The organism is Desulfomicrobium orale DSM 12838, from assembly GCF_001553625.1.
GTDB classification, from domain to species: domain Bacteria; phylum Desulfobacterota; class Desulfovibrionia; order Desulfovibrionales; family Desulfomicrobiaceae; genus Desulfomicrobium; species Desulfomicrobium orale.
The window spans coordinates 249,793-275,010 of record NZ_CP014230.1 but is presented as its reverse complement, the minus strand read 5'-3'; the positions used below and the strand labels follow the sequence as shown (position 1 = coordinate 275,010).

Annotated in this window: 19 protein-coding genes; 10 read left to right on the top strand and 9 right to left on the bottom strand. The window is 59.7% G+C overall.

The window, feature by feature from the left end; genetic code table 11:
• Window positions 1–20 precede the first annotated feature (20 nt).
• Entirely contained in the window at window positions 21–1,814 is a 1,794-nt protein-coding gene (locus AXF15_RS01255; protein WP_083517784.1) for an ABC transporter ATP-binding protein, read from the bottom strand.
• Between the two features lie 660 nt (window positions 1,815–2,474).
• On the opposite strand from AXF15_RS01255, the gene AXF15_RS01250 reads away from it, so the two are divergent.
• The 8 genes from AXF15_RS01250 (at window position 2,475) to AXF15_RS01215 (ending at window position 10,961) form a co-directional block, all read left to right on the top strand.
• Entirely contained in the window at window positions 2,475–3,359 is an 885-nt protein-coding gene (locus AXF15_RS01250; protein ID WP_066602245.1) for an ABC transporter ATP-binding protein, read from the top strand.
• Entirely contained in the window at window positions 3,359–4,033 is a 675-nt protein-coding gene (locus tag AXF15_RS14210; RefSeq protein WP_066602242.1) for a hypothetical protein, read from the top strand. The genes AXF15_RS01250 and AXF15_RS14210 overlap by 1 nt, the downstream gene beginning before the upstream one ends.
• Window positions 4,030–5,316, top strand: coding sequence for a DUF4857 domain-containing protein (locus tag AXF15_RS01240; RefSeq protein ID WP_066602239.1), 1,287 nt, complete (start codon window positions 4,030–4,032; stop codon window positions 5,314–5,316). Before AXF15_RS14210 ends, AXF15_RS01240 begins: the two co-directional genes overlap by 4 nt.
• Before the next feature lie 304 nt (window positions 5,317–5,620).
• Window positions 5,621–6,436 carry a class I SAM-dependent methyltransferase gene (locus AXF15_RS01235; protein ID WP_066602237.1) on the top strand — a complete coding sequence of 272 codons (816 nt, stop codon included), beginning with the start codon at window positions 5,621–5,623 and terminating at the stop codon, window positions 6,434–6,436.
• Window positions 6,433–7,419, top strand: coding sequence for a helix-turn-helix transcriptional regulator (locus AXF15_RS01230; RefSeq protein ID WP_066602234.1), 987 nt, complete (start codon window positions 6,433–6,435; stop codon window positions 7,417–7,419). The genes AXF15_RS01235 and AXF15_RS01230 overlap by 4 nt, the downstream gene beginning before the upstream one ends.
• A gap of 145 nt (window positions 7,420–7,564) precedes the next feature.
• Window positions 7,565–9,448 carry a TonB-dependent receptor gene (locus AXF15_RS01225; protein WP_066602231.1) on the top strand — a complete coding sequence of 628 codons (1,884 nt, stop codon included), beginning with the start codon at window positions 7,565–7,567 and terminating at the stop codon, window positions 9,446–9,448.
• A complete protein-coding gene (locus AXF15_RS01220) occupies window positions 9,400–10,302 on the top strand; it encodes a TonB-dependent receptor (RefSeq protein ID WP_083517783.1) in 903 nt (300 codons plus the stop codon). The genes AXF15_RS01225 and AXF15_RS01220 overlap by 49 nt, the downstream gene beginning before the upstream one ends.
• Before the next feature lie 44 nt (window positions 10,303–10,346).
• Window positions 10,347–10,961 carry a class I SAM-dependent methyltransferase gene (locus AXF15_RS01215; protein ID WP_066602225.1) on the top strand — a complete coding sequence of 205 codons (615 nt, stop codon included), beginning with the start codon at window positions 10,347–10,349 and terminating at the stop codon, window positions 10,959–10,961.
• Between the two features lie 185 nt (window positions 10,962–11,146).
• Here the strand turns inward: AXF15_RS01215 and tsf are convergent, their stop codons facing one another.
• From tsf to fusA, 4 genes are all read right to left on the bottom strand, one after another.
• Window positions 11,147–11,950: a translation elongation factor Ts gene (gene tsf / locus AXF15_RS01210; protein ID WP_066602219.1), complete on the bottom strand. Its 804-nt coding sequence runs from the start codon at window positions 11,948–11,950 to the stop codon at window positions 11,147–11,149.
• Window position 11,951: 1 nt separating this feature from the next.
• On the bottom strand, window positions 11,952–12,731 hold the full coding sequence (gene rpsB / locus AXF15_RS01205) for a 30S ribosomal protein S2 (RefSeq protein WP_066602217.1): 780 nt from the start codon (window positions 12,729–12,731) through the stop codon (window positions 11,952–11,954).
• Between the two features lie 129 nt (window positions 12,732–12,860).
• The gene (locus AXF15_RS01200) at window positions 12,861–14,507 is read right to left on the bottom strand and encodes a ribonuclease J (RefSeq protein WP_066608521.1); all 1,647 of its coding nucleotides are present in this window, start codon (window positions 14,505–14,507) and stop codon (window positions 12,861–12,863) included.
• Window positions 14,508–14,601: 94 nt separating this feature from the next.
• Window positions 14,602–16,662: an elongation factor G gene (gene fusA, locus AXF15_RS01195; RefSeq protein WP_066602214.1), complete on the bottom strand. Its 2,061-nt coding sequence runs from the start codon at window positions 16,660–16,662 to the stop codon at window positions 14,602–14,604.
• A gap of 347 nt (window positions 16,663–17,009) precedes the next feature.
• On the opposite strand from fusA, the gene AXF15_RS01190 reads away from it, so the two are divergent.
• Window positions 17,010–17,978, top strand: a complete 969-nt coding sequence (locus AXF15_RS01190) for a hypothetical protein (RefSeq protein WP_066602210.1) — start codon at window positions 17,010–17,012, stop codon at window positions 17,976–17,978.
• Window positions 17,975–19,066: an SPL family radical SAM protein gene (locus AXF15_RS01185; protein WP_066602207.1), complete on the top strand. Its 1,092-nt coding sequence runs from the start codon at window positions 17,975–17,977 to the stop codon at window positions 19,064–19,066. The genes AXF15_RS01190 and AXF15_RS01185 overlap by 4 nt, the downstream gene beginning before the upstream one ends.
• Before the next feature lie 131 nt (window positions 19,067–19,197).
• Here the strand turns inward: AXF15_RS01185 and AXF15_RS01180 are convergent, their stop codons facing one another.
• The 4 genes from AXF15_RS01180 to AXF15_RS01170 form a co-directional block, all read right to left on the bottom strand.
• Entirely contained in the window at window positions 19,198–19,647 is a 450-nt protein-coding gene (locus AXF15_RS01180) for a methyltransferase family protein (protein WP_066602201.1), read from the bottom strand.
• A 135-nt stretch (window positions 19,648–19,782) separates the two neighbouring features.
• Window positions 19,783–21,465, bottom strand: coding sequence for an energy-dependent translational throttle protein EttA (gene ettA, locus AXF15_RS01175; protein WP_066602197.1), 1,683 nt, complete (start codon window positions 21,463–21,465; stop codon window positions 19,783–19,785).
• Window positions 21,466–21,946: 481 nt separating this feature from the next.
• Window positions 21,947–22,684, bottom strand: coding sequence for a hypothetical protein (locus AXF15_RS13915; RefSeq protein ID WP_151192243.1), 738 nt, complete (start codon window positions 22,682–22,684; stop codon window positions 21,947–21,949).
• 81 nt (window positions 22,685–22,765) lie between these two features.
• Window positions 22,766–25,192: a Lon protease family protein gene (locus tag AXF15_RS01170; RefSeq protein ID WP_066608519.1), complete on the bottom strand. Its 2,427-nt coding sequence runs from the start codon at window positions 25,190–25,192 to the stop codon at window positions 22,766–22,768.
• Window positions 25,193–25,218: the final 26 nt, after the last annotated feature.

Below are 25,218 nucleotides of genomic sequence, written 5' to 3'. Positions count from 1 at the left end.
GGCGTTTTCCTCGAATTTTTTCAGCCGCGCAGGGTCCAGCCCCGGGCCTGTTCGTGACTCTCCCACAGCCGGGCGTACACGCCGCCTTTCTGGACCAGCTCCGGATGCGATCCCGTTTCGGCCACCCGTCCCTGGTCCAGAACCACGATCTGGTCCACGTCACGGATGGTGGCCAGTCGGTGGGCGATGATGATCACGGTCTTGCCGCGCATCAGATTGGCCAGGGCCGCGATGATGGCCGCCTCGTTTTCCGGGTCGGCGAAGGCCGTGGCCTCGTCCAGAACGACAATGGGGCAGTTCCTGAGAATGGCCCGGGCAATGGTCACCCGTTGCCGCTCGCCGCCGGACAGACGCGTGCCCCGTTCTCCGGCGATGGTTTCGTAGCCCTGGGGCAGACCGGAGATGAACGCGTCGATCTGGGCCGCTCTGGCCGCTTCCCGCACTTCCTCGTCCGTGGCTTCGGGACGGCCCAGGCGGATGTTGGCGGCGATGGTGTCCTTGAACAGGAAGGTATCCTGGAAGACGAAGGAGACATGGTTCATCAGGGCTTCCGGGGCCAGATCGCGGACATCCACATCGCCCACGCGCACGGAGCCGGATTTGACGTCCCAGAAACGCGGGATGAGCCGGGCCACGGTAGTCTTGCCCGCGCCGCTGGGTCCGACCAGGGCTGTGACCGTGCCCGGCGGAACGTGGAAGCTGACGTCTTGCAGGGCGTCGCCGTCCCGCCCCTCGTAGGCGAAGGAGACATTTTCAAAGGTTACGGAAGCGTTGCGGGGCGTGCGCGGCGCGGCGGAAAGGGGTTGCACCGGCTCGGCCTGGAGTTTCTGGATGCGCAGAGCGCTGGCGTTGGCCTTGCGGATCAGATGGTGGAGCCACATGAGCGGCATGAGGGATTCGGACAGACCCGTGCCCAGCAGGAGCAGGGCGGTCCACGAAGGCAGGCTGGTCAGACCGTGGCGGAAAAGGAGAAAGCCGGTCAGGGCCAGCACCAGAAGCGTGGGCAAGGGGCCAAGCAGAACGAGACCCAGCTTGGCGCTGGTTCCGGAAATCTGGAGCCACTCGGAGAGCACCTTCTTGAAGCCTTCCAGGGCCGACTGGTAACGGCCGAAGGAAGATGCCCCGTCGTCGAAAGTGCGGACCACGGGCATGGCCTGCACGAATTCGATGACCGTTCCGGCGATGCGTTCCTGCTCGGCGTCGTAGCGACGCTGCAACTCGCCGCTGCCGCGCATGGCGATGGACAAAGCCGCGGCTCCCAGAATCAGGACGGCCAGAGCGGCCAGAGCCAGCCGCCAGTCGATGGCCAGAGCTAGGATCAGGGTGGCCGCGGGCATGGCCAGACTGCGCCCGACCAGCGGTGTGGAGTCGGCCACGAAGGCATGCAGATTCCTGACGTCGTCCTGCACCACTTTGGTCAGGGCCCCGGTGCCCTGTTGCAGCAGGTAGCCCAGAGGCACGCCGCCCAGGCGGGAGGTCATGCCCTTTCTGAGAATAACCTCCAGGTCGAAGGCGGCCAGATGGGATATTTTGAAAGCGTGGATGCGCAGAAAGAAGCTCCCGACAGTCAGGATCACGGCCGCCGCGAACCAGAACCAGGGTTGTCCGCCGGACCGGAGCAGTCCGCTCAGCGTGCCTGCTAGGCAGGCGACGGCCCCGAGGGCCAGAATCACGCCCGTTGCGGCCATGCTCATGGCCAGAACGATGCCCGGCCAGACCGGGCTCATCAGACGCCATATGCCCTGCCCGGACGGCGCGGCATTCACCGTGGGGGAAGGGGCGTCATGTTCCGGGAGTTTGGTTTGAGTGGTCATGGATACCTCGCTTGGTTGGGTCTGGGGAGGACGGCCGCTCGCGTCCTGCAATGTATGGATGCCGGTCACGGATGCATGGCGGGTCCGGTGAATCCGGTGCACCCGATCCCGGCGCGGACTCGCGCAGAAGGGCGGGCATTCCGGCGGCTCAGTCCGGCCCGCCGGAGAATAAGTCCCGGCTGACTCCCCCGTGAAAATGCGGCCACGGGTCATCCGCAGGGAAAGATACGGACATGGCCGCGCTTATCTCTACCCCGAGCAGGAAAACTTTTCCCCGAAACGGGAATTATTGCGCGGCCGAAGGAGAGGGACGGTTTCCGCCGGATCGGCCGCCAGTCCGGCAACCTTTCAGGTTTAAGCGGATTCATGGGGAACCCGTACAGAAAACAGAGGCGGGATACTGCGGCAGACATGGCAAAACATGCATACCGATGCGCTGTTTGCTTGAAATTCTTGCTCTTCCCTGTCGCTGTCTGACTGCAATCGGAAGGGGGATGTGATACGGAAATATTTATTTTGCCGTCTTGAAATTAGCCCGTCTTAACTTCAATTTTTCCCGCAACATACGCGAAGGCTCCCGGCGTTGGTGCTCTCCGCGCCGTCTTTCCGGCGGACTGTCTGCTAAATTTTCTCCGGCCGCGGTCATTTCAAGGATTTCCCATGGACCCTGTCATTGAAGTCAGAAATCTCGCGCACACCTACAATCGGCATACCGTGTATTCGGATCTCAATTTTTCTCTGCCCAGGGGCAAAGTTTTCGGCCTGCTGGGCAAGAACGGGGTGGGAAAAACCACGCTGATCAAAATTCTGATGGGCTTTCTGCGTCCCCAGGCCGGGCGGGTCCGTGTTTTCGGCGAGGACGCGCACAATCTTTCTCCGGCCACCAGGGCCCGCATCGGTCTGCTCTTCGAGGGGCATCTGGCCTATGAATTTCTGACCATCGCGCAGATAGAGCGTTTCTACGCACCCTTTTATCCCAAATGGAACCGCGACGTGTATTACGATCTGGTCGGCAGGCTGCGCCTGCCCGTCACGCATAAAATCGGAGCCATGTCCTGCGGCCAGCGTTCCCAGGTGGTTCTGGGCCTGATCATGGCCCAGCAGCCCGACCTGCTTCTTCTGGACGATTATTCCATGGGGCTGGACGCGGGCTACCGCCGCCTGTTTCTTGATTACATGCGGGAGTATCTGGAGGGAGAGCAGCGTACCGTGCTGCTGACCTCCCACGTCATTCAGGACCTGGACGGTTTTGTGGACGAGGTCATTTTTCTGGAGCGCGGCGGCCGCCTGCGCATGACCTCCCTGCGGGAGTTCCGTTCCTCTTTTCAATGCTACCGGCTGCCCGCGCCCTGGTCCGGCGAGGTGCGAAGCGGCGGCATCATCAAAAACGTGGAGATCCACGCCGCCTATCTGGATGTTTTCAGTTTCGCCGGGCTCGACGCGGTCCGCTCCGAACTGGAGAGCCAGGGCGTGGATTCCGCGAAGCTGACGCCCGTTTCCATGAGCCTTGAAGACGCCTTTATCGGCTACACCGGGAGGTACTGATGTTTCTCGCCCTGCTGCGGAAGGAGTATTTCAAGATCGCGTGGTGGTGGTACGCGCTGCTCTGCTGCAACGCGCTGCTCATGGGATACGTGTTCATGGAGACGCGGCGGCTGTTCATCCTCGATCACGCGGAAATCGTCTGGTACCGGGTCTTTTATCTCGATCAGATCCACTATGCGCCGATGCGTTTCATTCCGCTTTTCAACGGCCTGCTTCTGGGGTTCGCGCAGTTTCTCCCGGAAATGAACGCGGAGCGCATGCGTCTGTCCCTGCATCTGCCGCTCTCCTTGTATCTGGTCATGCTCGGTCATCTCTGCGTGGGGCTTCTGGCGGTGCTGCTGACTATCTGCCTCGATTTCGGCCTGCTGGGGCTGATCACGGCCCGTTATTTTCCCTGGGAGGCGGTCTGTAACGCGGCCCAGACATTTCTGCCCTGGGCCGGAGCCGGAGTAGCCGCCTATCTGGGCTCGGCCCTGGTGCTGCTGGAGCCGTCCTTCCGGCTCAGGGTCTGCAATCTGGCGCTCAGCGCCGGCGCATGCGGATTTTTTCTCCGCCAGGCCGCGCCGGGCGGCTATGTCCCGGCTCTGTTCTTTCTGGGGCTGATGCTCGCGCTCATGCTGCCCGCAGTGCTGTTGCCCGCTTACAGATTCCGTTTCCGGAGGGTGGACGCGTGAAGATTTTCTCGGCCTCGGCCTTTTTCCTGCTCGCGCTGGCGGTCGCCTCCGTATATCTGCCAGAACTCTACGACATGGCGTTTTTCGAGCCGGTGGAAAAAACCCATCTTCTGTACAGCCCGGTCAGCCGCAGATTCGTGTACACGGAGAAGATAGTCGGCCCCATCCCGCCCCAGTCCACGGCCAAGGCCCAGGACCACCATGACAATATCGCTTACCGCGACGAGGACGGGGGCTGGTACACCCGGGTGGAATTCGAGAAGATGCTGCCCACCATCTACTACAAGAATATGGAAATCTGGGGCCTTCTGCCCCTGCGTCTGGAAGGGCGGGTCCTTGACCGGGAGAGCATCGAGCGGCACCGGCTGGTGCTGGAACTGGGCGCTGGCGAGGTCTCCGGACGGCATCCTGAAATTCCTCTGTGGCCGCTTTTGGAATCGAATCCGAAACAGGCGCGTCTCGTCTTTCCGCCCAACCGCTTCCGCATGCGGGATGACGCCATGGAATTCGTCGATGCGGACGTGAACCGCGTGGACGAGGGGATGACCAGCCTTTTTACCGGCGCGCTCAAGGCTCGGGGGTTTGTTTTCCCCGCCCGCTCGGTGCACGGACGCTTCACGGTGCTGAAACCCTTTGACGAAGGCGTGTTCATCGTGGACGCTCGGTACGGAGTCTTTCATGTCAAGCGGGTGGATGGCCAGCCGGTGGTGGTCAAACTGCCTCTGCCGCCGTCCATCCACACCCGGCAGATCGTGGTGGCGGAGAATAACCAGCGCAAATTCTATGGTCTGCTTCTGGACGAGGCGGGCGGGATGTTTCTGCTGTCCTGCGACAATTACCGGGCACTGCCGCTGCATCTTGAGGGGTACGATCCCGACCGCATGGATTTTAAACTGCTGATGAATCCTCTTTTCTATACGGCGGTGTATTCTGATGACGCCATCATCCACGCCAGAGTCATGGACCACGATCTCACGCTCATCGCCGAGCACAGCCGCACCATGTCCAGGGCTCTGCCCACGACGGCCACCCATGTGCGGGCCGCGCTCTTTCCCTTCACGCTGTCTCTGAAGGCCGATCCCGGAGGATACCTGCGGCCCCACGTCATTCTGGGCGGATGGACGGCTCTGCCCGGCATGGCCGCGAGTCTGATCCTGTTTGTGCTTTTCTTCAGGCTGCGTGGAAAAAAACGCCTCCACGCTCTGGAATACTGCGCAGTGGCTCTGACGGGTGTTTATGGCCTGCTGATTCTCGCCGCCATGGGCCGGGACAGCTTCTCGTAACCGGACGGAAACGGACCCGGACCGCATCCGGCCGGATTTCCGGTCATTTGTCGATTCGTCAGGCAGGATGGGAAAAGCGAAGTTATTTTTGCGCTGGCGAGGAAGAAACTGTCGTTGTCCGGGGCTTTCACCGGACGCATCTCTGTCCCGCACGGGAAAACTTTTCCCCGAAACGGGAAATCCTGACCTGACATAAAAAACGGGGCGTATTTTCCCGGCGGATTGACAGCTGTTTCGACGCCGGATTAGCTGTGGTTAACTTTTTTGAGACGGCGGGACATCCGTCCGGCCGCTGGAGTCAGCCATGGAAAAGATACACCCGGATCTCAAGGACAGCGTGGCGGAAACCCTCTTCATTCCCCTGGCCATGCGCGCGCTGGACGTACGGCAGAAGCGGCCCGTTCTGGGCGACGCATACAGCGCCCGGCTCATGGAGAAAATCGACTATCCTTTCGGAAAGTTCATCTCGGGAAGCCTCATGAGCCGGGTGGGCACCAACGTGCGCGCGAAGTATTTCGATCAGTGCGCAAAAGACTTCATCGACACCCACGCCCGCCCCGTGGTGGTGGCGCTGGGTTGCGGACTGGACACCCGCCGGGAACGGCTGCGAAACAGTGGGAAGGCCATGTTTTACGAGGTGGATCTGCCCGAGGTCATTCAGCTTCGGACCCGGCTCGTTCCGGAGGCGGAAAACAGCCGTTGCATCGCGCGCTCCTTTCTCGACCAGGGCTGGGTGCGGGACGTGCGGGAGGCGCACCCGGGCGGCGATTTTCTGATCATCATTGAAGGCGTGCTCATGTACTTTGAGGAAGTGATTGTGCGCGACCTGCTCCGACTCGTGGCGGACTCCTTTCCGGGAGCGGAGATATGTTTCGATGTGATGAGCGTCTGGAGCAGCCGGCAGGCCGGACGCCACGACACGGTCCGGAAGATGCGGGCCGGGTTCCGCTGGGGCATTGACAACGACCGGGAGCTGGAAGCCTGGCATCCCGGCGTTCGTGTCGTCTCGGACGAGAGCATCATGCGGCTTATGGGAGAATATCACTGGTTCCCGCGTCTGCTGCGCCGTATGCCGGTCTTCCGGGACTGCTCGCGCATGCTCAGGGTCCGGGTGGCATGACCGTGCGCGGAACCCTGACTTCATCCTGGCCGGAAACATCCGGTCAGACTTCTTCCTGGAAGTTTCTGGAAGAAGTGAAGAAGACATTCACGGGCCCGGGCCTGAACCACGTCCGGCTGCGTCCCGGGCTGGAGCTGGTGCACGCCCGGTTTGTCGCCCCGGGAAAAGCCCGGCATGTTTTCAGATTCGGACAAGACGCACCGCTGGAGCTTGGGCTGCATATCTCCGGCCGGGGATATGGGGATCTGTGCTTTTCCCGCCGGAGAGCGGAAACAGTGGCGGTGGAGCCGTCAAGTGCTCTGCTTTTGTTTTATCCTGACGTGGAATGCACCACCGTGCTGCGGGAAAATGAATATTATGAGCTGGTCAACATTTACATGGACCCGAAACTGCTGGAGCAGTTTTTCCCTGGGACGTTTTCCGCCCTTCCAGACGGGCTCAGAGCCCTGCGGAAAGGAAGCCCGCCTTTACCGTTCAGTCATCGCCGCACTTTCAGCCCGCTCTTGCAGATGGCTCTTGCTCAGCTTCTCGCGTGCCCTCTTCAGGATTGTCTGGGGCGGATGTATATGGAAGCCAAGATTCTGGAGCTTTTCGCCCTGATGTTTTCCGACGTGACGACCGTGTCCCGCGGAGTGAGAAAACGGCAGCTGACCTCCGGGGACAGGGCGCGGCTCCATATGGCGCGGGATCTGCTGACCGCCGATCTGGAAAATCCTCCTTCCATATCGGAAGTGGCCCGTGCCTCGGGCCTCAGTGAAAACAAGCTGAAATGGGGTTTCCGGGAAGTTTTCGGACAGCCCCCGTATGCCTATCTTTTGACCCGGCGTTTGGAAAAAGGGCGGGAACTTCTGGCCGCCACCGACTGCTCGGTTTCGGAAGTAGCCCACCAGCTCGGTTTCTGCGACGCCTCCCATTTTGTCCGGCATTTCAAGTCCCGCTTCGGCCTGACGCCGGGCCTGCACGCCAATTCCTGCCGTCTTTGATCCGGTGGAGTCCGGCACGCACCGGGACATTGGCCGGAACATACAACAGAAAAGACCGTATTGTTCTATCCCGCCGCGCCGCCGTCGGCTATGGACCTTTGGAACCAGGTTCAAGGATCCAAAGAAATACCAGGGGAGAACGCATATGGAGTACGGGAAATCGCTCGGAGGCTTCGTGATATGGCTTGCTGTTGCGGCGTTCTGGCTGCCGGACGCGGGACTGGCGGAAGAAAACGGAACTGGGCGTGTGAAGGAACAGGTGGAACTGGAGCCGATGGTCGTCACGGCGGAGAAGCGCGAGGGTGACGCCTGGAAGATTCCGGGCGGCATCAGCGTTGTCGGGGACGGGCGGATCGAGGACTTCAGACTGAATTCGGTCAGGGACATCGTGGCCGTGGTGCCCAATTTCTATGTGACCGACACCGGCATGACCGATCAGAGTTTCGCCTCCATGCGCGGTATTGGATCGTCCATGACCGGCACACCCACAGTGGGTGTTTATGTCGACGATGTCTATGTTCAGCCGGGCCTGAGCGCGAGCCTTGCGGACGTGGAGCGGGTGGAAGTTCTGCGCGGGCCGCAGGGCACGCTTTACGGCCGCAACTCCGAAGCGGGAGTCATCAATATCGTCACCAAAAAGCCGGGCGATATCTGGGAAGGAAAGATCAGTGCCGACGCGGGCCGGTTCAATTCCCATGCAGTGCAGGGCGTGATCAGCGGCCCTCTCGTCCGGGACCGAGTCAGCTTTCGCGGCGGACTGCGCTATGATGAATCGGACGGCTGGTTTGAGAACAGGTTCGACGGTTCGGATAAGGCCGGGCGGAAGAAGAATTATGACGGACGTTTTACCGTGCTCGCCACTCCCGGCGACACACTGGACCTGCAGATCAGCTATGACATGATGCGGCATGACAGTCCTGACTACGCCCATTTCGCTCTTTTCGACCGGGGCGGCGATCTGCGCAGGAACGTCGATGTCGATTATGCGGGAGAAACAAAAAAAGACAGGGACACGCTCAGTCTCCGTGCCGGATACGATTTCGGCGCATTGCGGCTGGTATCCATCACTTCCACCTACAAGGAAGACGGCAGGAGCAGAAATGACGTGGATTTCACTCCCGTCGATCTGCTGAACCTGTCGCTCAGGCAGAAGGTCAGCTCTCTTTCCCAGGAATTCCGTCTGCACTCCACGGACAGCTCCGCGCCTCTGCAGTGGCTGGCGGGAGTTTTCCTCCTGCGGGAAAAAAAAGAGGGCGGCTATGGAATGTGGATGAATTTCATGAACATGGGCATGGGCATGCCCGGAGAAACTTTGAGCGCCGACAACGAGATGACCACAACGGGCGGAGCCCTCTTCGGCGAGGGGACTTATACCTTTGCCGACAGACTGCATCTGACTCTGGGTCTGCGTTATGACCGGGAAAGACAGGAGTTCGATTACGAACAGCCTTCGCCTGGCCCCGCTCTGGGCATGATGGGATACGGGGCGATGTCCGGATCCCGCGCCGACACGCATGAGGCATGGCTGCCCAAGGCCTCCCTGAGTTATGATCTGACCGAAGGAGTCATGCCCTACATCGGCGTGTCCAGAGGGTTCCGCAGCGGCGGCTACAATACGGTGGATAACCTGGGGTCTTCTTTTGAACCCGAATTCACCTGGAATTATGAGGCCGGGCTCAAAACAGCATGGCTGGATAAAAGACTGCAGGCCAATCTCGCACTTTTTTATATCGACTGGACAGACATGCAGGTCGAAGTGCTCACTGCCGGCGGCACGGCCGTGTACATCAACAATGCCGCCGAAGCTTCCAGCCGGGGGCTTGAACTGGAACTGGCGGCCCGGCCCGTGGCGGGCCTCGACCTCTTTGCCGCCTTTGCCCACACCAGAGCCAGATATGAGAAATATAACGTCGGCTCCCGGATTTATGACGGAAACACCATTCCCGATGTGCCCGGGTACACCGCCAGCCTGGGCGGAACATACCGCTTCGGGCCCGGTCTTATACCTTTGCCGACAGACTGCATCTGACTCTGGGTCTGCGTTATGACCGGGAAAGACAGGAGTTCGATTACGAACAGCCTTCGCCTGGCCCCGCTCTGGGCATGATGGGATACGGGGCGATGTCCGGATCCCGCGCCGACACGCATGAGGCATGGCTGCCCAAGGCCTCCCTGAGTTATGATCTGACCGAAGGAGTCATGCCCTACATCGGCGTGTCCAGAGGGTTCCGCAGCGGCGGCTACAATACGGTGGATAACCTGGGGTCTTCTTTTGAACCCGAATTCACCTGGAATTATGAGGCCGGGCTCAAAACAGCATGGCTGGATAAAAGACTGCAGGCCAATCTCGCACTTTTTTATATCGACTGGACAGACATGCAGGTCGAAGTGCTCACTGCCGGCGGCACGGCCGTGTACATCAACAATGCCGCCGAAGCTTCCAGCCGGGGGCTTGAACTGGAACTGGCGGCCCGGCCCGTGGCGGGCCTCGACCTCTTTGCCGCCTTTGCCCACACCAGAGCCAGATATGAGAAATATAACGTCGGCTCCCGGATTTATGACGGAAACACCATTCCCGATGTGCCCGGGTACACCGCCAGCCTGGGCGGAACATACCGCTTCGGGCCCGGTCTTTTCATCAGTCTGCTGTACAGCCGTTTCGGCGAAGTGAGCATTGATGTGGAGAATACCCGGTCGCAAAAGGACTACGGTCTCCTGAACGCCAAAGTCGGCTATGAAGGGGATCGATTTGATTTCTACCTGTACGGCCGTAACCTGCTGGATGAAGAATATGCCACCCGTCAGGTCCGGTCCGGCGGAAACTGGGCCGGCCGCGCCGGAGAGCCGCTGGTGGTGGGGGCAAATCTGAGTTTTCGCTTTTAAGGAGATGAATACCGGCATGAAGCCGTATCTACAGGAGATGTTGTATGAATGCAGGCTGGCGGCAAAGATTCATCGAACGGACGGCCTCGAAGCCGAGCGGAGAATGGGCGGTACGGCGTTATAATGAACCTGTCGCCCATTATCGCAGCTTTCGCACCATTCTGGAGATGCTGAATCTGAAACAGGAGGATGAGTACTTCGAGATGGGCTGCGGCGGAGGCGTACTGCTGCGTCAGGCTCTGGAACAGGTTTCTTTCGCTGCAGGCATCGATCACAGCCGCGACATGGTCGAACTGAGCCGGAAGAACAATGCCGATGCCATTGCCTCGGGCCGGGCCGAAATCCTGGAAGGGAACGTGGCCGCGCTGCCCTGGCCGGATGGCCGTTTTTCCGCAGGGGCTTCCGCCAACATGTTTTTTTTCGTGCCGGAGCCGCAAAAAGCCCTGTCCGAAGCTTGCCGGGTTCTCCGGCCCGGAGGCCGCTTTGCTCTGATTACCCTGGGCGATTCCCTGCCCGGCAAGATCATTTTCGGGTGGCTGTACAAGCTGCGCCTTTACTCCGATGCCCGCATGGAGAAGATGCTTAAGGAGGCCGGTTTCAGCCGGGTGGAGGTCCATACCCGCAGGTTTTTCTACCAGATTTGTCATGCCGTGAAGTGATCGCCGGCGCCCGGCGGCATTCCGGTTTTCGGCATTCGGGCGGGGACGTTATAATGGAGGGCCGCCGTACGATACGCCCGGCGGATGTCTTCATGAGAAAGAAGGGAAGCTTTTGCCCATGAAATCGAAACAGCCCCCGCCGCGGGACACGGCGAGGGCTGTTTTTGACGGAAGTAAGTCTTTTTCTATGCGCCTACAGCAAAACGGCAGAACCGGGCCACGGCGGCATTTTTCCCCAGAAGATCCTTGATGGTCTTCTTGTCGTCCTTGATGAAGGCCTGCTCGACCAAGCATACTTCCTGGTAGAACTTGCGGATGCGGCCCTCCACGATCTTTTCGGCGATCTGGGCGGGCTTGCCTTCTTCCTTGGCCTGGCTCAGGTAGATTTCCCGCTCCTGGGCCAGGGTTTCCGCAGGCACCTGATCCGGGGACACGCAGATGGGATTTGTCGCCGCGATCTGCATGGCGATATCCTTGGCCAGTTCCGGCGAGGCGTCGCCTGTCAGTTCCACCAGCACGCCCAGCTTTTTGTTGGAATGCACGTAGCTGCCGATGATGCCTGTTCCGCTCACGGTCATATAGGTCAACTGGCCGACCTGCATGTTCTCCCCGATCTTGCCGATCAGGGCCGTCAGATCCGTGATCTCGGCGGGCAGGGCTGCCACGTCGCCGGTTTTCATCTCCAGAGCCTTGCTGGCGATGCCTTCGGCCATGGCGACGAGTTCCTCGTTCTTGGCCACAAAATCCGTCTCGCACTTCACCTCGCTCATGGCGCCGGCCTTGCCGTCCGCAGCCAGAGCTATGGTGATCAGACCTTCGGTGGTGCTCCGGCCGGCCTTTTTGGCGGCCTTGGAAAGCCCTTTTTCACGCAGCCAGGCAACGGCCTTTTCTTCGTCTCCGTCACATTCGGTCAGCGCCTTCTTGCAATCCATCATGCCCGCGCCGGTGCGCTCGCGCAGGTCCTTAACCATTGTCGCGGATATGTTCATCTCAATATTCCCCTTCGTCATTGTCGTCGTCAAAATTTTCGGTGGCGGCAGGAGCTTCTCCGGCCGTGGCAGGTTTGGGCTGAGGCACGGTGTCCTTGGCGCTGGCCTGCCCTTCGATGCAGGCATCGGCCATGGCCGTGGCAAACAGCTTGATGGCGCGGATGGCGTCGTCATTGCCGGGAATGACGTAGTCGATCAGGTCGGGATCGCAGTTGGTGTCCACGACGGCCACAATGGGAATGCCCAGCTTGCGGCACTCCTTGACCGCGATTTCTTCGCGGTGCGGATCGATGATGAAAGCTACTGCCGGGAGCTCTTCCATGTCCTTGATGCCGCCCAGAGTCAGGTTCAGCTTGGTCACCTCGCGCTCCATGCCCACCACTTCCTTCTTCAGGAAACGGTTCACGGAGCCGTCCTCGAACATGCCTTCCAGCTTTTTCAGGCGGGCGATGCTGGAGCGGATGGTCTGATAGTTGGTCAGGGTGCCGCCCAGCCAGCGGTGGGTTACATAGTACATGCCGCAGCGCTCGGCCTCGGCCTTGACCACGTCCTGAGCCTGGCGTTTGGTGCCGATGAAAATGACCTTGCCGCCGCGGGCCACGGTGTCGGCGATGAAATCGTGGGCCTTGCGGTACAGCTTCACGGTCTGCTGCAGATCGATGATGTGGATGCCCTTGCGTGCGCCGAAAATGAACGGCCGCATTTTGGGGTTCCAGCGCCGGGTCTGGTGACCGAAATGAACGCCGGTCTCCAGCATCTGTTTCATACTGACATAAGGCATGGGAATCTCCTTGGTTTTTGTCCTCTGTCCGCGGGAGCCCGGATGGGCCAAACCAAAGTCGCGGACGTGCGGCAATAGTTACGAAAGCGAAATTCGTTACGCGAAAGAAAATGCTTTGGCAAGCGGCGGTCAGACCCGCACCACCAGCGGCATGACCACTGGGTCGCGTTCCAGTACGGTGCGGAAGAAGCGGCGCAGGGCGGAACGGATGCGGTCTTCCAGTCTGCACGCCTCGGCTTCGGGATTGTTTTCCAGCACATCGAGGACAATGCACTTGGCGTCTTCGAGCACATGGGAAAAATGCTGTTCGAAGACGAAGCCGCGAGACTGGATGCTCGGACCGAAGACGATGACACCCGTCTCGTCTTGTATCACCAGCACGATGACCAGCCCTTCGCCGCCCAGAATCTGGCGTTCCTTCAGCACGATCTGCCCCACGTCACCGACGCCTTTGCCGTCTACCAGGATGGATTCGGCGTACACCGGTTCTTCCAGGCGAAGGCCCTCCGGCGAGAAGGTCACGGGCTGGCCGTCTTCCAGGATGATAGCCCGCTCCGGAGCCACACCGCAGTCCACGGCCAGTTCGGCGTGTTTGAACAGATGGCGGTATTCGCCGTGCACGGGAATGAAGAATTTCGGGCGGACGGTGTGCAGCATGATTTTCAGTTCTTCCTGATGGGCGTGCCCCGAGGCGTGGATGGCCTGGACCCGCTCGTAGAGAACCGTGGCGCCCTGGCGGTAGAGGTCGTTGATGACCTTGGTGATGGCCCGCGTGTTGCCGGGAATGAACCGGGAGGACATGACCACCGTGTCTCCCTCGCGGATGGCGATCTGGCGGTGTTCTCCCCGGGATACCCGGGTCAGGGCCGAGAGGGGTTCGCCCTGAGAGCCGGTGAGCAGGATGACGGTGCGGTTGTCGCCCAGTTCGGGCAGATCCTCCATGTCGCAGGAATTGGTGCCGTTGAAGGAAAGATGGCCCAGTTCGCGGGCGGCATCGATGTTGGCTACCAGACTGCGGCCGGTGAAGGCCACCTTGCGTCCGTACCTTGCGGCCAGATCGAAAATTTCCTGGATGCGCTGGATGTGCGTGGCGAAAAGGGTGACCAGGATACGTCCCTTCGCCCCGGCGAAGACTTCGTCCAGAGTGGTCAGGATTTCCCGCTCGGTCAGGGAAAATCCCTCGCGCTCCACATTGGTGGAGTCGGACAGGAGAAGCAGCGCGCCGTCCCGGGAGAAATCGGCGAAAGCCTCCAGATCCGTGGCGTGTCCGTCCAGCGGATTGCGGTCGATCTTGAAGTCTCCGGTGTGGATGATGCGTCCGGCCGGGGTTTCGATACCCAGGCCGAAACCTTCGATGATGCTGTGACAGACCGGGATGAAGGTCACTGCGAAATCACCCATGTCCACCCGGTCTCCGCCGTTTACGGCACAGGGACGCACGTGGGCTTCCAATCCGCGTTCCTGCAGTCTCCTGAGAGCCAGGCGCAGGGTGAATTCCGATCCGTAGACGGGCGTGTTCTGCAGATAGGGCGCAAGCCAGGCCAGCGCGCCGATATGATCTTCGTGGCCGTGAGTGAACACGATGCCGCACAGTTTGTCCCGGCGCTCCAGAATGAAATCCATGCGGGGGATGACTACGTCCACGCCGTACAGGATGACATCGGGGAACATGAGTCCGCAGTCCACCAGGATCATGCTCCGGTCCGTCTCCAGGGCCAGACAGTTCATGCCGATTTCCCCCAGGCCGCCGAGGGGAGTCAGGGTTACGCTCGACATGACAGCGCGGGACAGTTTTTCCTGCGGGATGGACGCATCGGGAAAATAGGCGCGGCGGGCAGCCTCCGGAGCCGCCCGCCGGAAAGACGACGGATCAATCTTCCGCCTTGCCGCTGTCGGCAATGACCTGTTCGGCCACGTTGGGCGGGCATTCCTCGTAATGGGCGAATTCCATGGTGAAGGTGCCCTGGCCGCCGGTCATGGAGCGCAGATCCGGCGCGTACTTCATCATCTCGGCCATGGGCACGTGGGCTTTGACCTCGGTCACGCCGCCCACGGAATCGGAACCCAGCACCCGGCCGCGCCGGCTGGACAGGTCGCCGATGACATCGCCCATGAACTCGTCGGGGATGAACACAGAGGCCAGCATGATGGGCTCGAGCAGGGTCGGATTGCACTGCTCCACAGCTTTCTTGAAGGCCAGGGAACCCGCGATTTTGAAGGCCATTTCCGAGGAATCCACCGTATGATAGGAGCCGTCGTAGAGGGCCACCTTGAAATCGACCATGGGGTATCCGGCCAGAAAACCCCGCACCGCCGCTTCCTGGATGCCCTTGTCCACGGCGGGAATGTAGTTGCGGGGAATGGAGCCGCCCACGATTTCGTCCAGAAATTCGTAGCCCGCGCCGCGCGGATTGGGCTCCATGCGGATCCAGCAGTCGCCGAACTGGCCCCGGCCGCCGGACTGCTTCTTGTGCCGCCCCTGGACCTGGGCCTTGCCCTTGATGGTTTCCCGGTAGGGGATCTTGGGTGTTTTCAGCAGGATATTGGTTTTGTAGCGGCGTCTGGCCTTTTCCACGGACAGTTCGATGTGCAGCTGGCCCATGCCCGAAAGGAGCATGTCGCCCGTTTCCTCGTTGCGCTCCAGATGCAGGTTGATGTCTTCTTCCAGCAGTTTCTGCACCGCCGCGAAGACTTTGTCTTCCTCGCCCTTTTCCTCGGCGGCCAGGGCGTAGGAGATGATGGCCGGGCTCAGCTTCGGCAGAGCCAGAGCGAAGGGGGATTTTTCCGCGCACAGGGTGTCGCCCGTGGACGTGTTCTTGAGCTTGGCCACGGCCACAATGGCGCCGGGGCCGAGATCCTGCTTGCAGGGCGTCTGTTTTTTGCCTTCCAGAAACAGGCCCTGGCCGATTTTCTCCTTCTCGTCCTTGGCGGCGTTCAGCACCGCTGCGTCGGGGGAGAGCACTCCGGAGAGCACACGCATGACAGACAGCTGTCCGGCAAAAGGATCGGCGATGGTCTTGAAGACGAAGGCGGCCAGGGGAGCGTCCGGATCAGAGGGCCGCTCGTTGCCTTCGGCGTCCAGCCAGGGCTTGTGATCCAGAGGCGAGGCCATGCAGCTCTGAATGGCATCCAGCAGCAGCGCGCCGCCCTTGTTTTCCAGGGCCGCGCCCACGCAGACCGGCACCAGGATGCGGGACAGGACGCCCGCCCGGAGTCCGGCGGTCAGCTCTTCCGCGGTCAGGGAGCCTTCTTCCAGATACTTTTCCATCAGCTCTTCACTGCTTTCGGCGATGTTCTCCACGGCGATCTCGCGGGCCAGGGTCACGTCATCGGCCATGTCCGCCGGGATGTCCGTGGGGGAAAGGGCGCCGTTTTCCCCGAAGGCGTAGGCTTTTTCGTTCAGCACATCGACCACGCCACGAAAGTCCGCTTCGCTGCCGATGGGCAGGTACAACAGCACCGGCTTGATGCCGAGAATGTCCGCGAGGCTCTGGTAGGCCATCTGGAAGTCGGCCCGTTCACGGTCCATCTTGTTGATGAAAACCATGGCCGGAAGCTCCGCCCTGACGACTTCGGACCAGATTTTCTTGGTCAGGGGCTTCACCCCGTCGATGGCGTCGATGACCAGCACGGCGTTGTCCGCGCCTTGCAGCAGATAGGGGAGGTCGCCGATGAAGTTGTTGTCACCGGGCGTATCGATGAGGAAGTTCAGATTTTTTTTCCAGGAGAACTGGGCGAAGGAGGGCTGGATGCTGCCCCGGCGTTTGGTTTCCTCGGGCTCGTAATCGAGGGTTGTGGTGCCGTCCTCGATTTTGCCCAGCCGGGAGATGGAACCGGCGGTGAACAAGAGCATTTCCGCCACGGAAGTCTTGCCGGTTCCGCCATGTCCTATCAGGGCGAAGGTTCTCTGTTTCTGAAGCTGATCCTGCATACGGCCCCCTTATGCGAAGTATAACCACGCGGCTACAAGGTGTGGATGAGCGCGTTCGGAAAAGCTCCCGGATCTTTCACCGGGATTTTGGCCGCGCTCCGTGAACCAGAGATTTGTCGGCAGTCTGTCTTTCTCCTGTGTCTTCCGGAGGAGCTGGCGGGGAATTGTCTTGCCAAAGAGACGAAATTGAATGAGATTTCCGTGCTTTTTGATCCGAAAATGTCCCAAACTTTCCGCTGTTCCGGGCTTTTTTCAAAGCCTGCCCTATAGGGAGAGGGGCTTTGGATTGTCAAGTGCGGCCGGATTGCCCGGCATGCATAATATGTTCAAATTGTTGAGAGATTGACATGGATATGCCTGACGCGTCTTTCAGGGGCGCTCCCGCTGCCGGCTTTTTTTCCTGTCCGGGAAAAGACATCGACGCCACCGGTGGATGGCTGTTCTGGAAGCGTAAGCCCGGCGACTCGCTGCGGCGGAGTCTGATCCGCCGGGGACAGCTTTTCCCGGTGCTGGTGGATTCAGGCGGTTCCCGTCCTGTCCTGGTGGCGGGCGCGGCCCGGCTGGCCTGTCTGTCGGAAGAAGGACGGTCCGTACTGTGCCGCGATGTGGGGCCTCTTGATGCCTGGGAACGGGGGCTTTTCTATCTGGAATCCAATGCCGCTTTCGATATAGATGACTGGCGTGTGGTCCGGGCCCTGCGTTATTTCCGGGGGCTCGATCCGGCCCGTCTGGAGGAAGTCTGGACGGTTCTGGGCTTTGAACCCCGCGCCCGCCGGGCCCGGCAGGCGATGGCCTGGCTGAAGCTGCCGGAGGAATGGGACGGTCTTCTTGCGGCGGGCAACATCCCGCTGGTCTGTGTGGACGCGCTCGAAAAAATGGACGCGGCGGAAATCGGTGCGCTTTTTCCGCTGTTCGCGGCCTTTTCGTGGTCCCGGGGCAATTCGGTCAATCTTTTGGCCTGGCTGCGGGAAGCGGGCCTGCGCGAGAACCGGGACATCGGCGGGATGCTGGCCGCCGCGCGGGAGGGGCTGGCTTCGGACCTGTCCCCCAAGGATGCCATGGCTCGCATCACGGCGGAAATTCGCGCTCTGCGCTACCCCGAACTGACCGCTCTGGAGCGGAATTTCGCGGCGGCGGCCCGGCGGATCAGCGCCGGGACCGGATGGCGGCTGACCCAGCCGGACCAGTTTGAAACGGAAGCGGTGGACATGAGCGTGCGTCTGACCTGTGCGGCGGACGTCGAGCGTGCGGCGCGTCAGTTGGCGGACATGGCCCTGGCGGACTGGAGCGGTATTTTCATGGAGGCGGACTCATGACCGGTCTGCCCGGATATCTGCGCGGCATCGGCAGGGTGGTGGCGGACCAGACGGTCGCCTCTTCGCCGCTGGCCCTGCGCGTCCGGGAAAGGCTGCCGCACCTGCCCTGGGAGATACTGCCCGAAGGCCGGTCCCTGGCTTCGGGCCTGGAGCGCGGGGACATCCTCTATCTCAAGCATTACAGGGGCCGGTTCCTGCGCTTCTGTCCCGGCACCAGCCATTACCGCTGCTGCGGATACCAGATCATCCACATCGGGGAGAACTGTCCCCTGCGCTGTTCTTACTGTATTCTCCAGGCCTATTTTCAGGACCGGGTGCTCAAGGTCTGGGCCAATCAGGACGATCTGTGGACGGAACTGGACCGGGCCTTCACATCCGAGCCCGGCCGCCGCTACCGGGTGGGCACGGGGGAATTTACCGACTCCCTGGTGCTGGAAGCCCTGACGGGCTACAGCCGGGACCTGGCCGGATTTTTGAGCGCCTATCCGCAGGTGTGTCTGGAGCTCAAATCCAAGGTGGCGGACCTGTCCTGGATGGATGCCGTGCCCGACCCGTCCAGAGTGCTGCCCGCCTGGTCCATGAACGCACCGGAAATCGTGGAGCGGGAAGAGCAGGGCGCGTGCGCGAGCCTCGAGGAGCGTCTGGCCGCCGCCCGGACCTGCGCCCAGGCCGGATTCAGGGTCTGCCTGCATTTTGACCCCATTATTCATTTTCCGGGCTGGCGCGAGGGCTACGGCCGGACCGTGGAAATGATCTTCGACCATCTGCGCCCGGAACACATCGCCTATCTGAGCATGGGCTCCTTCCGGCACATGCCCGACCTCAGGCGGGCCATCGCCGAAAACTTCCCCGACTCCCGGTACATCCACAGCGAATTCATCACCGGTCTGGATGGCAAGCAGAGGCTGCTGCGGCCTCTGCGTGTGGAGCAGTTCCGTTTTCTCGCCGATGCCCTGCGCCGGGGCGGCCTGGACCGGGAAATCTATCTGTGCATGGAGTCGGATGAGGTCTGGCGGGCCGTGCTCGGCCGCACTCCGGCCGATCTGGGCGGGCTGTACCGCCATTTGATGGGGCTGGCTTTTGGGTAGGAGGGGTTGCGGCGGCCGTTCCCGCAATACTGCGGTATTTCGATCCGGCGCCGCGTCATGAAAAAGGCGGCCTCTGAGGCCGCCCCGAAATTTCCTCCGCTGTGGGCGGGAAAATCCCTCATGATTTCGGATTATTCATTGCCCAGCGGACAGGGGAGCAGACAGCAGACCCGCTCCCGGTATGCCGCGTAGCTGGCGCCGAAACGCTCTTCCAGTTCCACTTCTTCCTCGTGCACGTGAGTGTAGAAGAGGGCCAGGGCCACGAAAATGCCCAGAATTCCGATGTTGGTGTTCAGAATGAGACACAGGCCGGGCATGACGGCCAGCAGATTGGCGGCAATGACCGGATTGCGGGTCCGGGCGAAGGGGCCGCTTTGCACCAGCATGTAGCCTTCCCCTTTTTTCAGCTCCCGCATGGCCAGCACGAGCCAGACCAGCCCCGCCAGACTCCACAGCAGTCCCACCAGAGATCCCGGCAGAAACCAGTTGGTGCGGAAAATGAGGTTTTCCAGAACGCTTCCGGCCACAATGGTTCCATATCCGGGAAGCAGCGCCTTGCAGGTCAGGTTTTTCGTGTTCATTCCTTTCTCCTCAGTCAGCGGAATGTATGAAATTGAGTTGATGTCGATTAGCACCGGCCGGGCTTTTTGAAAAGCGGACCGGACGGCTGTTTTTCCGCGAAGCGCCGCATCCGCGCGGCATGTCCGCCGCCGGAATCATCTGACCAGCTGGCGGTACCGGATGCGTCTGGGCACGGCCAGGGTCTGGCCCGTGCGCCGTTTGAAATCCTTTTCGTATTCCGAATAGTTGCCCTCGAACCAGACGGTCTGGCTGTCGCCCTCGAAGGCCAGGATATGCGTGGCGATGCGGTCCAGGAACCAGCGGTCGTGGGAGATGACCACCGCGCATCCGGCGAAGTTTTCCAGAGCATCCTCCAGGGCGCGCATGGTGTTCACATCCAGATCGTTGGTGGGTTCGTCCAGCAGGAGCACATTGGCCTCACGCTTGAGCATGAGCGCCAGATGCAGGCGGTTGCGTTCGCCGCCGGAAAGCATGCCCACGGTTTTCTGCTGATCCGGCCCGGCGAAGTTGAATTTGCTCACATAGGCCCGGGAATTGATTTCCCGTCCGCCCAGGGAAATCATGTCGTAACCGCCGGAAACCATTTCCCATACGGTCTTTTTGGGATCCAGCGCGTCGCGCTCCTGATCCACATGGGCCAGCTTCACGGTCTGTCCCAGACGGATGGAGCCGGAGTCGGGTGTCTCCTGGCCGGTGATCATGCGAAAGAGCGTGGTCTTGCCCGCACCGTTGGGGCCGATGACGCCCACGATGCCGCCCGGAGGCAGGGCAAAGGTCATGTCCTCCATGAGCAGCTTGTCGCCGTACGCCTTTTTCACATGTTCGGCTTCGATGACCACGTCGCCCAGGCGCGGTCCGGAGGGAATGAACAGCTCCAGGGTCCTGATTTTCTCTTTGGTTTCCTGATTTAGCATGTTCTCGTAGGCGGAAATCCTGGCCTTGGCCTTGGCGTGACGGCCCTTGGGCGACATGTTGATCCATTCCAGTTCGTGCTTGAGGGTCCGCTGCCGGGCGCTTTCTTCCTTTTCCTCCTGGGCCAGGCGGTTCTGCTTCTGGACCAGCCACGAAGAGTAGTTGCCCTTCCACGGAATGCCCACGCCGCGATCCAGTTCCAGAATCCAGCCCGCCACGTTATCCAGGAAATAGCGGTCATGGGTCACGGCGATGATGGTGCCCTGGTATTGCTGCAGATGGTGCTCCAGCCAGGCGATGGTTTCGGCGTCCAGATGGTTGGTGGGTTCGTCCAGCAGCAGGATGTCCGGCTTTTGCAGCAGCAGGCGGCACAGCGCCACCCGCCGCTTTTCTCCTCCGGACAGAACGCTGATGGGCGTTTCGGGCTCCGGGCAGCGCAGGGCTTCCATGGCCATGTCCAGGCGGGAGTCCAGATCCCAGGCGTCCAGAGCGTCAAGCTTTTCCTGCACTTCGGCCTGGCGGGCGATGAGCGCGTCCATTTCGTCATCGCTCATGGGCTCGGCGAATCTGGCGTTTATGTCCTCGAATTCATGCAGCAGGTCGACGGTCTCCCGCACGGCTTCCTGCACGGTCTCGCGCACGGTCCGGTCGGGGTCGAGCACGGGTTCCTGCTCCAGATAGCCCACGCTGTACCCCGGAGAAATGGAGATGTTGCCGTTGTATTCCTTGTCCACGCCGGCCATGATCCGCAGGAGAGAACTCTTGCCGGAACCGTTTAAGCCCAGCACGCCGATCTTGGCCCCGTAGAAGAAGGACAGGGAAATATCCTTGATGACCGGCTTCTTGTCGTAGAACCGGGAGACCTTGATCATGGAATAGATGATCTTGTTGGCTTCGTCGCTCATGATTGCCCCATGTGGTGGTTCGGACCTGATCGGACAGGGTCCTTTGTTTGATTCGCCCGTTTGGCCGCTTCGTTGAATTACACGGCCTTTTTCATCCCGGCTGTTTTCCATCAAGGAATATCTGCACGGGAACTCTGCCGCCATATATTTTTACGATCTTTCCGCATTGTGATGCTTTATCAGGCGTCCGGATCGGGCTGCGACCTGTGCAGAGATGGTGGAGCTTCCTCCGGAAGGCAACCTGGTAAAAAATGTGCAGGGTGGTTTTGCGGAGGAGTTTGCAAATGTCGTTTGTCTACAAATGAGAACTCTGGTTCTGGTGTGCTCCTATGCCGGTCGCATCTCGGCCGTATGTTTCTCTTTGCCGTAATTTGAATCAATGGCTCGTTATTAGCATAAGATACGTCAATAATGCGACGTTAGTCCTGGCTGCGATGCATACTATGTATGTCTCGATTTGGGAAAATTATTGAGGCAAGATTTATATAATTGCCTCAATAATTTTATCCAATATATCCCAATGTCCGCGATTCAAATATCCTGGGTGATAAGTCCTTATTGACTTTTTTGGTAATACAGGATGGTTAAGGTATGCTGTATGATTTGTTTCGTAATCCATGAATTTTTCCAGGACAATTCCGCCAAATTCTTTATATAATGTTTCATTATAATGTGGTCCTGTGAAGAAGATGACAGATGTTGGTTTGAGTATTTTTATCTCTTCTAATAGCAATCCAGAAGAAACGGATCTGATCATGTCTATTTCTTCTTTCTTCCCATTTTTAATAACACTTCCGCAATCAAGAGACATTCTGAATAGATTACTCCATAATACAGTTGTATCTATTCCGTCTATAGTGTCTTTGTTTGCTTTTCTTATTTCTCTATAAGCTCTCCAGAATGGGCTTCTGTAATTCTCGGGCTGTTGTTTAGCGAATTCAAATTCTTGATAAGCATGTATCATGGCCTGAACAGAATCATTAACTTTGAGGAAGTCTTTAAATGACCATATTCTCTCAAATGGCCATGAATAATATTCTCCACTTTGGAAACTCCATCCTAAAGTTTCCTGTCCAATAACTAGGACTCTTTTATCACTCCTCTCCCATTTTTCTGGTACTTTTATTAAAAGAGGAGGAGATAAACGATCTTGAAGTTCTGCGGGCAGTACGCATTTTTCTTTAAATTCTGTGTATTCCTGAATCAATCTTTTCTGCATGACTTCCTCCCTTGCTGTGCTAGTGTATTGGAAATTGACAATGTTGGACAGTTCTTTTCGAAAGTCATTCTTGACTGCTCCCTACTCAAGAGTCGTCTTCCGTTTTCTCGGCAGAGAGAATTTCTTTTCGGCCAGTACGGCCAGTTCGGTCAGGCGTTCATCCACCGCCGCATAGATGGAGCGGGGGGAGAACTGGCCGTTTTTCAGGCGTGTTCCGGCACGTACGCCGGTCAGAATTTCCATGGCCTCTTCGATGGATTGCACCGGATGGATATGAAATTGACCGTCCTTGATGGCCTGAACGACGTCATCGCGCAGCACTAGGTGCACCATGTTGTCGGCCGGCAGCAGCACACCCTGCTTTCCGGTCAGACCCCTGCGGCGGCAGACCTCGAAAAAACCTTCCACTTTATGGGTTACTCCGCCCACGGCCATGATCGCCCCCGACTGGGATACGGCGCCGGTGAAGGCCAGATCCAGCCGGATGGGCACGCCGGACAGGGCCGAAAGCAGGGCCGCCAGTTCCGCGCCGGAAGCGGAATCGCCGTCCACATGGGCGTAGCTCTGCTCGAAGCACAGGCTGCCGGTCAGCACTAGCGGCTTGTTGCGGGCGAAGAGGTTTACGAAGTAGCTCTTCAGAATCATCATGCCCTTGGTGTGGATGGGGCCTCCCAGTTCCGCCTCGCGTTCGAGGTCCATGATGCCGCCGTGTCCCACTCCCACAGTGCAGGAAATCTGGTGGGGCAGCCCCATGACGTATTCGCCGATCTGGGTCACGGACAGTCCGTTGGCCGCGCCTACGGCCTCCCCTTGAGTGAGCACCTTGATGGAGCGGCGGTCATATTCCCGCAGGAATTCTTCGCGGTACAGATTGGCCCGGTACTCACGCTCATCGAGGGCCTGCTTGACCATTTCGGCGTCCACGGCGCGTTTTTCCCGGGTTCCGGCCAGGGCATTCGCTTCAATCATGATCTCCCGGACATGGGAGACATGCAAAGACAGACGTTCCCGGTCTTCGGCCATGCGCGTGGAGTAATCGACCAGCTCGGCCAGGGCGTCCTTGCCGAAGGGACGCAGACTTTCCTTGCGCGCGGCCCGGAAAAGGGTCTGGGCGTACCCGGCGATGGTTTCCGGAGTGCGCTCGACGGAATCCTGGATATGCGCCTTGAGTTTGAAGATTTTCCGGAAGCGTTCGTCATGGGTGTACAGGAGCTCGTAGGTCTCGTCGTCTCCAACGAGAATGACCTTGAGCGACAGCGGGACGGGCTCCGGCGTGATGGTCCGGGTACGCAGAATGTCGTAATGGTCGGTAGGGTCGTCCAGTCGTGACTGCTTGGTGCGCAGGCAGCGCAGAAGTCCCTCCCACGCAAAGGGGTGGGCCAGCAGATCTTCCACTCGCAGAATGAGGTAGCCGCCGTTGGCCCGGTGGATGGCTCCGGCCTTGATCAGAGAGAAGTCTGTGTAATAGGTGCCCCACTCCGTTTCCCGCTCCACACATCCGAGCAGGTTGAAAAAGCCTGGGTTGATCTCGCGGATGACCGGCGCGCCGTTGGTTCCGGAGTTGTCCACGAAGAGATTGGCCTCATAGCGCTGGAAAAAGGAATCGGAAATCTGCTCGGCCTGCTCGGGGGATGTTCTGGGGTCGCGTTCCTGCCGGCCCTGATAGTGGGAGAGGTTGTCGAGCACATCCTCCCGGAAATCCTGGAAATAGGCTTTGAGCGGTTTGATGTCCGCAAACTTCTTGCGCAGCGGGGCCAGAACGCGGTCCACCAGACTCGCGCCGTGGTCCTGAGCCAGCTTCAGCTCCTGGGCCTGAAATTCCTGCTCGCTTTTATTCACCAGCCGCGACAGATCGGCGATGGTGTTCAGCACCGTGCCGCTCTGGTCCTTGAGCGATTTTTTGAGCGGAGCGTCCAGCCGTTCGAATTCTTCCATGGTCAGCACTTTGCCGTCCACCAGGGGAGTCAGGGACACCGCGCCGGAGTCGTCGATGTTCAGGCTGAAACCTTTTTTCTGGGCCGCATCTTCCATTCTGGCCAGCAGATCCTCGCGGACGCCGGCAAGTCTGGAAAAAAGTTTGTTTTGCAGACGCTGGTAACTGGCCTGTTCAAAATGGCGGGGAAGGTCGCGGCGGAGTCTGCGCACGACATCCCGCAGTTTTTCTTTCAGGACTTTGCCCCGACCCGGAGGGAGATGGACCAGGATGGGATTGTCCGGTGACCTGAAGTTGTTCAGGTAGACCAGATCCGGCGGAGTTTCGCCGTTTCCCGCTCTGGCCGCCAGAAAATTTTCGACCAGAAACGTGCGTCCCAGGCCGGGATCGCCAGCGACATAGATATTGTACTCCATGTCCGGGATGGCCAGGCACATCTCCAGAGCTTTGAGGGCGCGCGGCTGAAACAGGCAGACAGGATGTTCGCCGTTGCGGAGATCGTTGCCGCGCAGAATGGCGCGGGAATCCGGGAGCAGTTTCAAATCTCTGGCTTTGAGTTCGGTACGGTTTTTCATGTTCGCTGATATGGGCAAGGCATGCA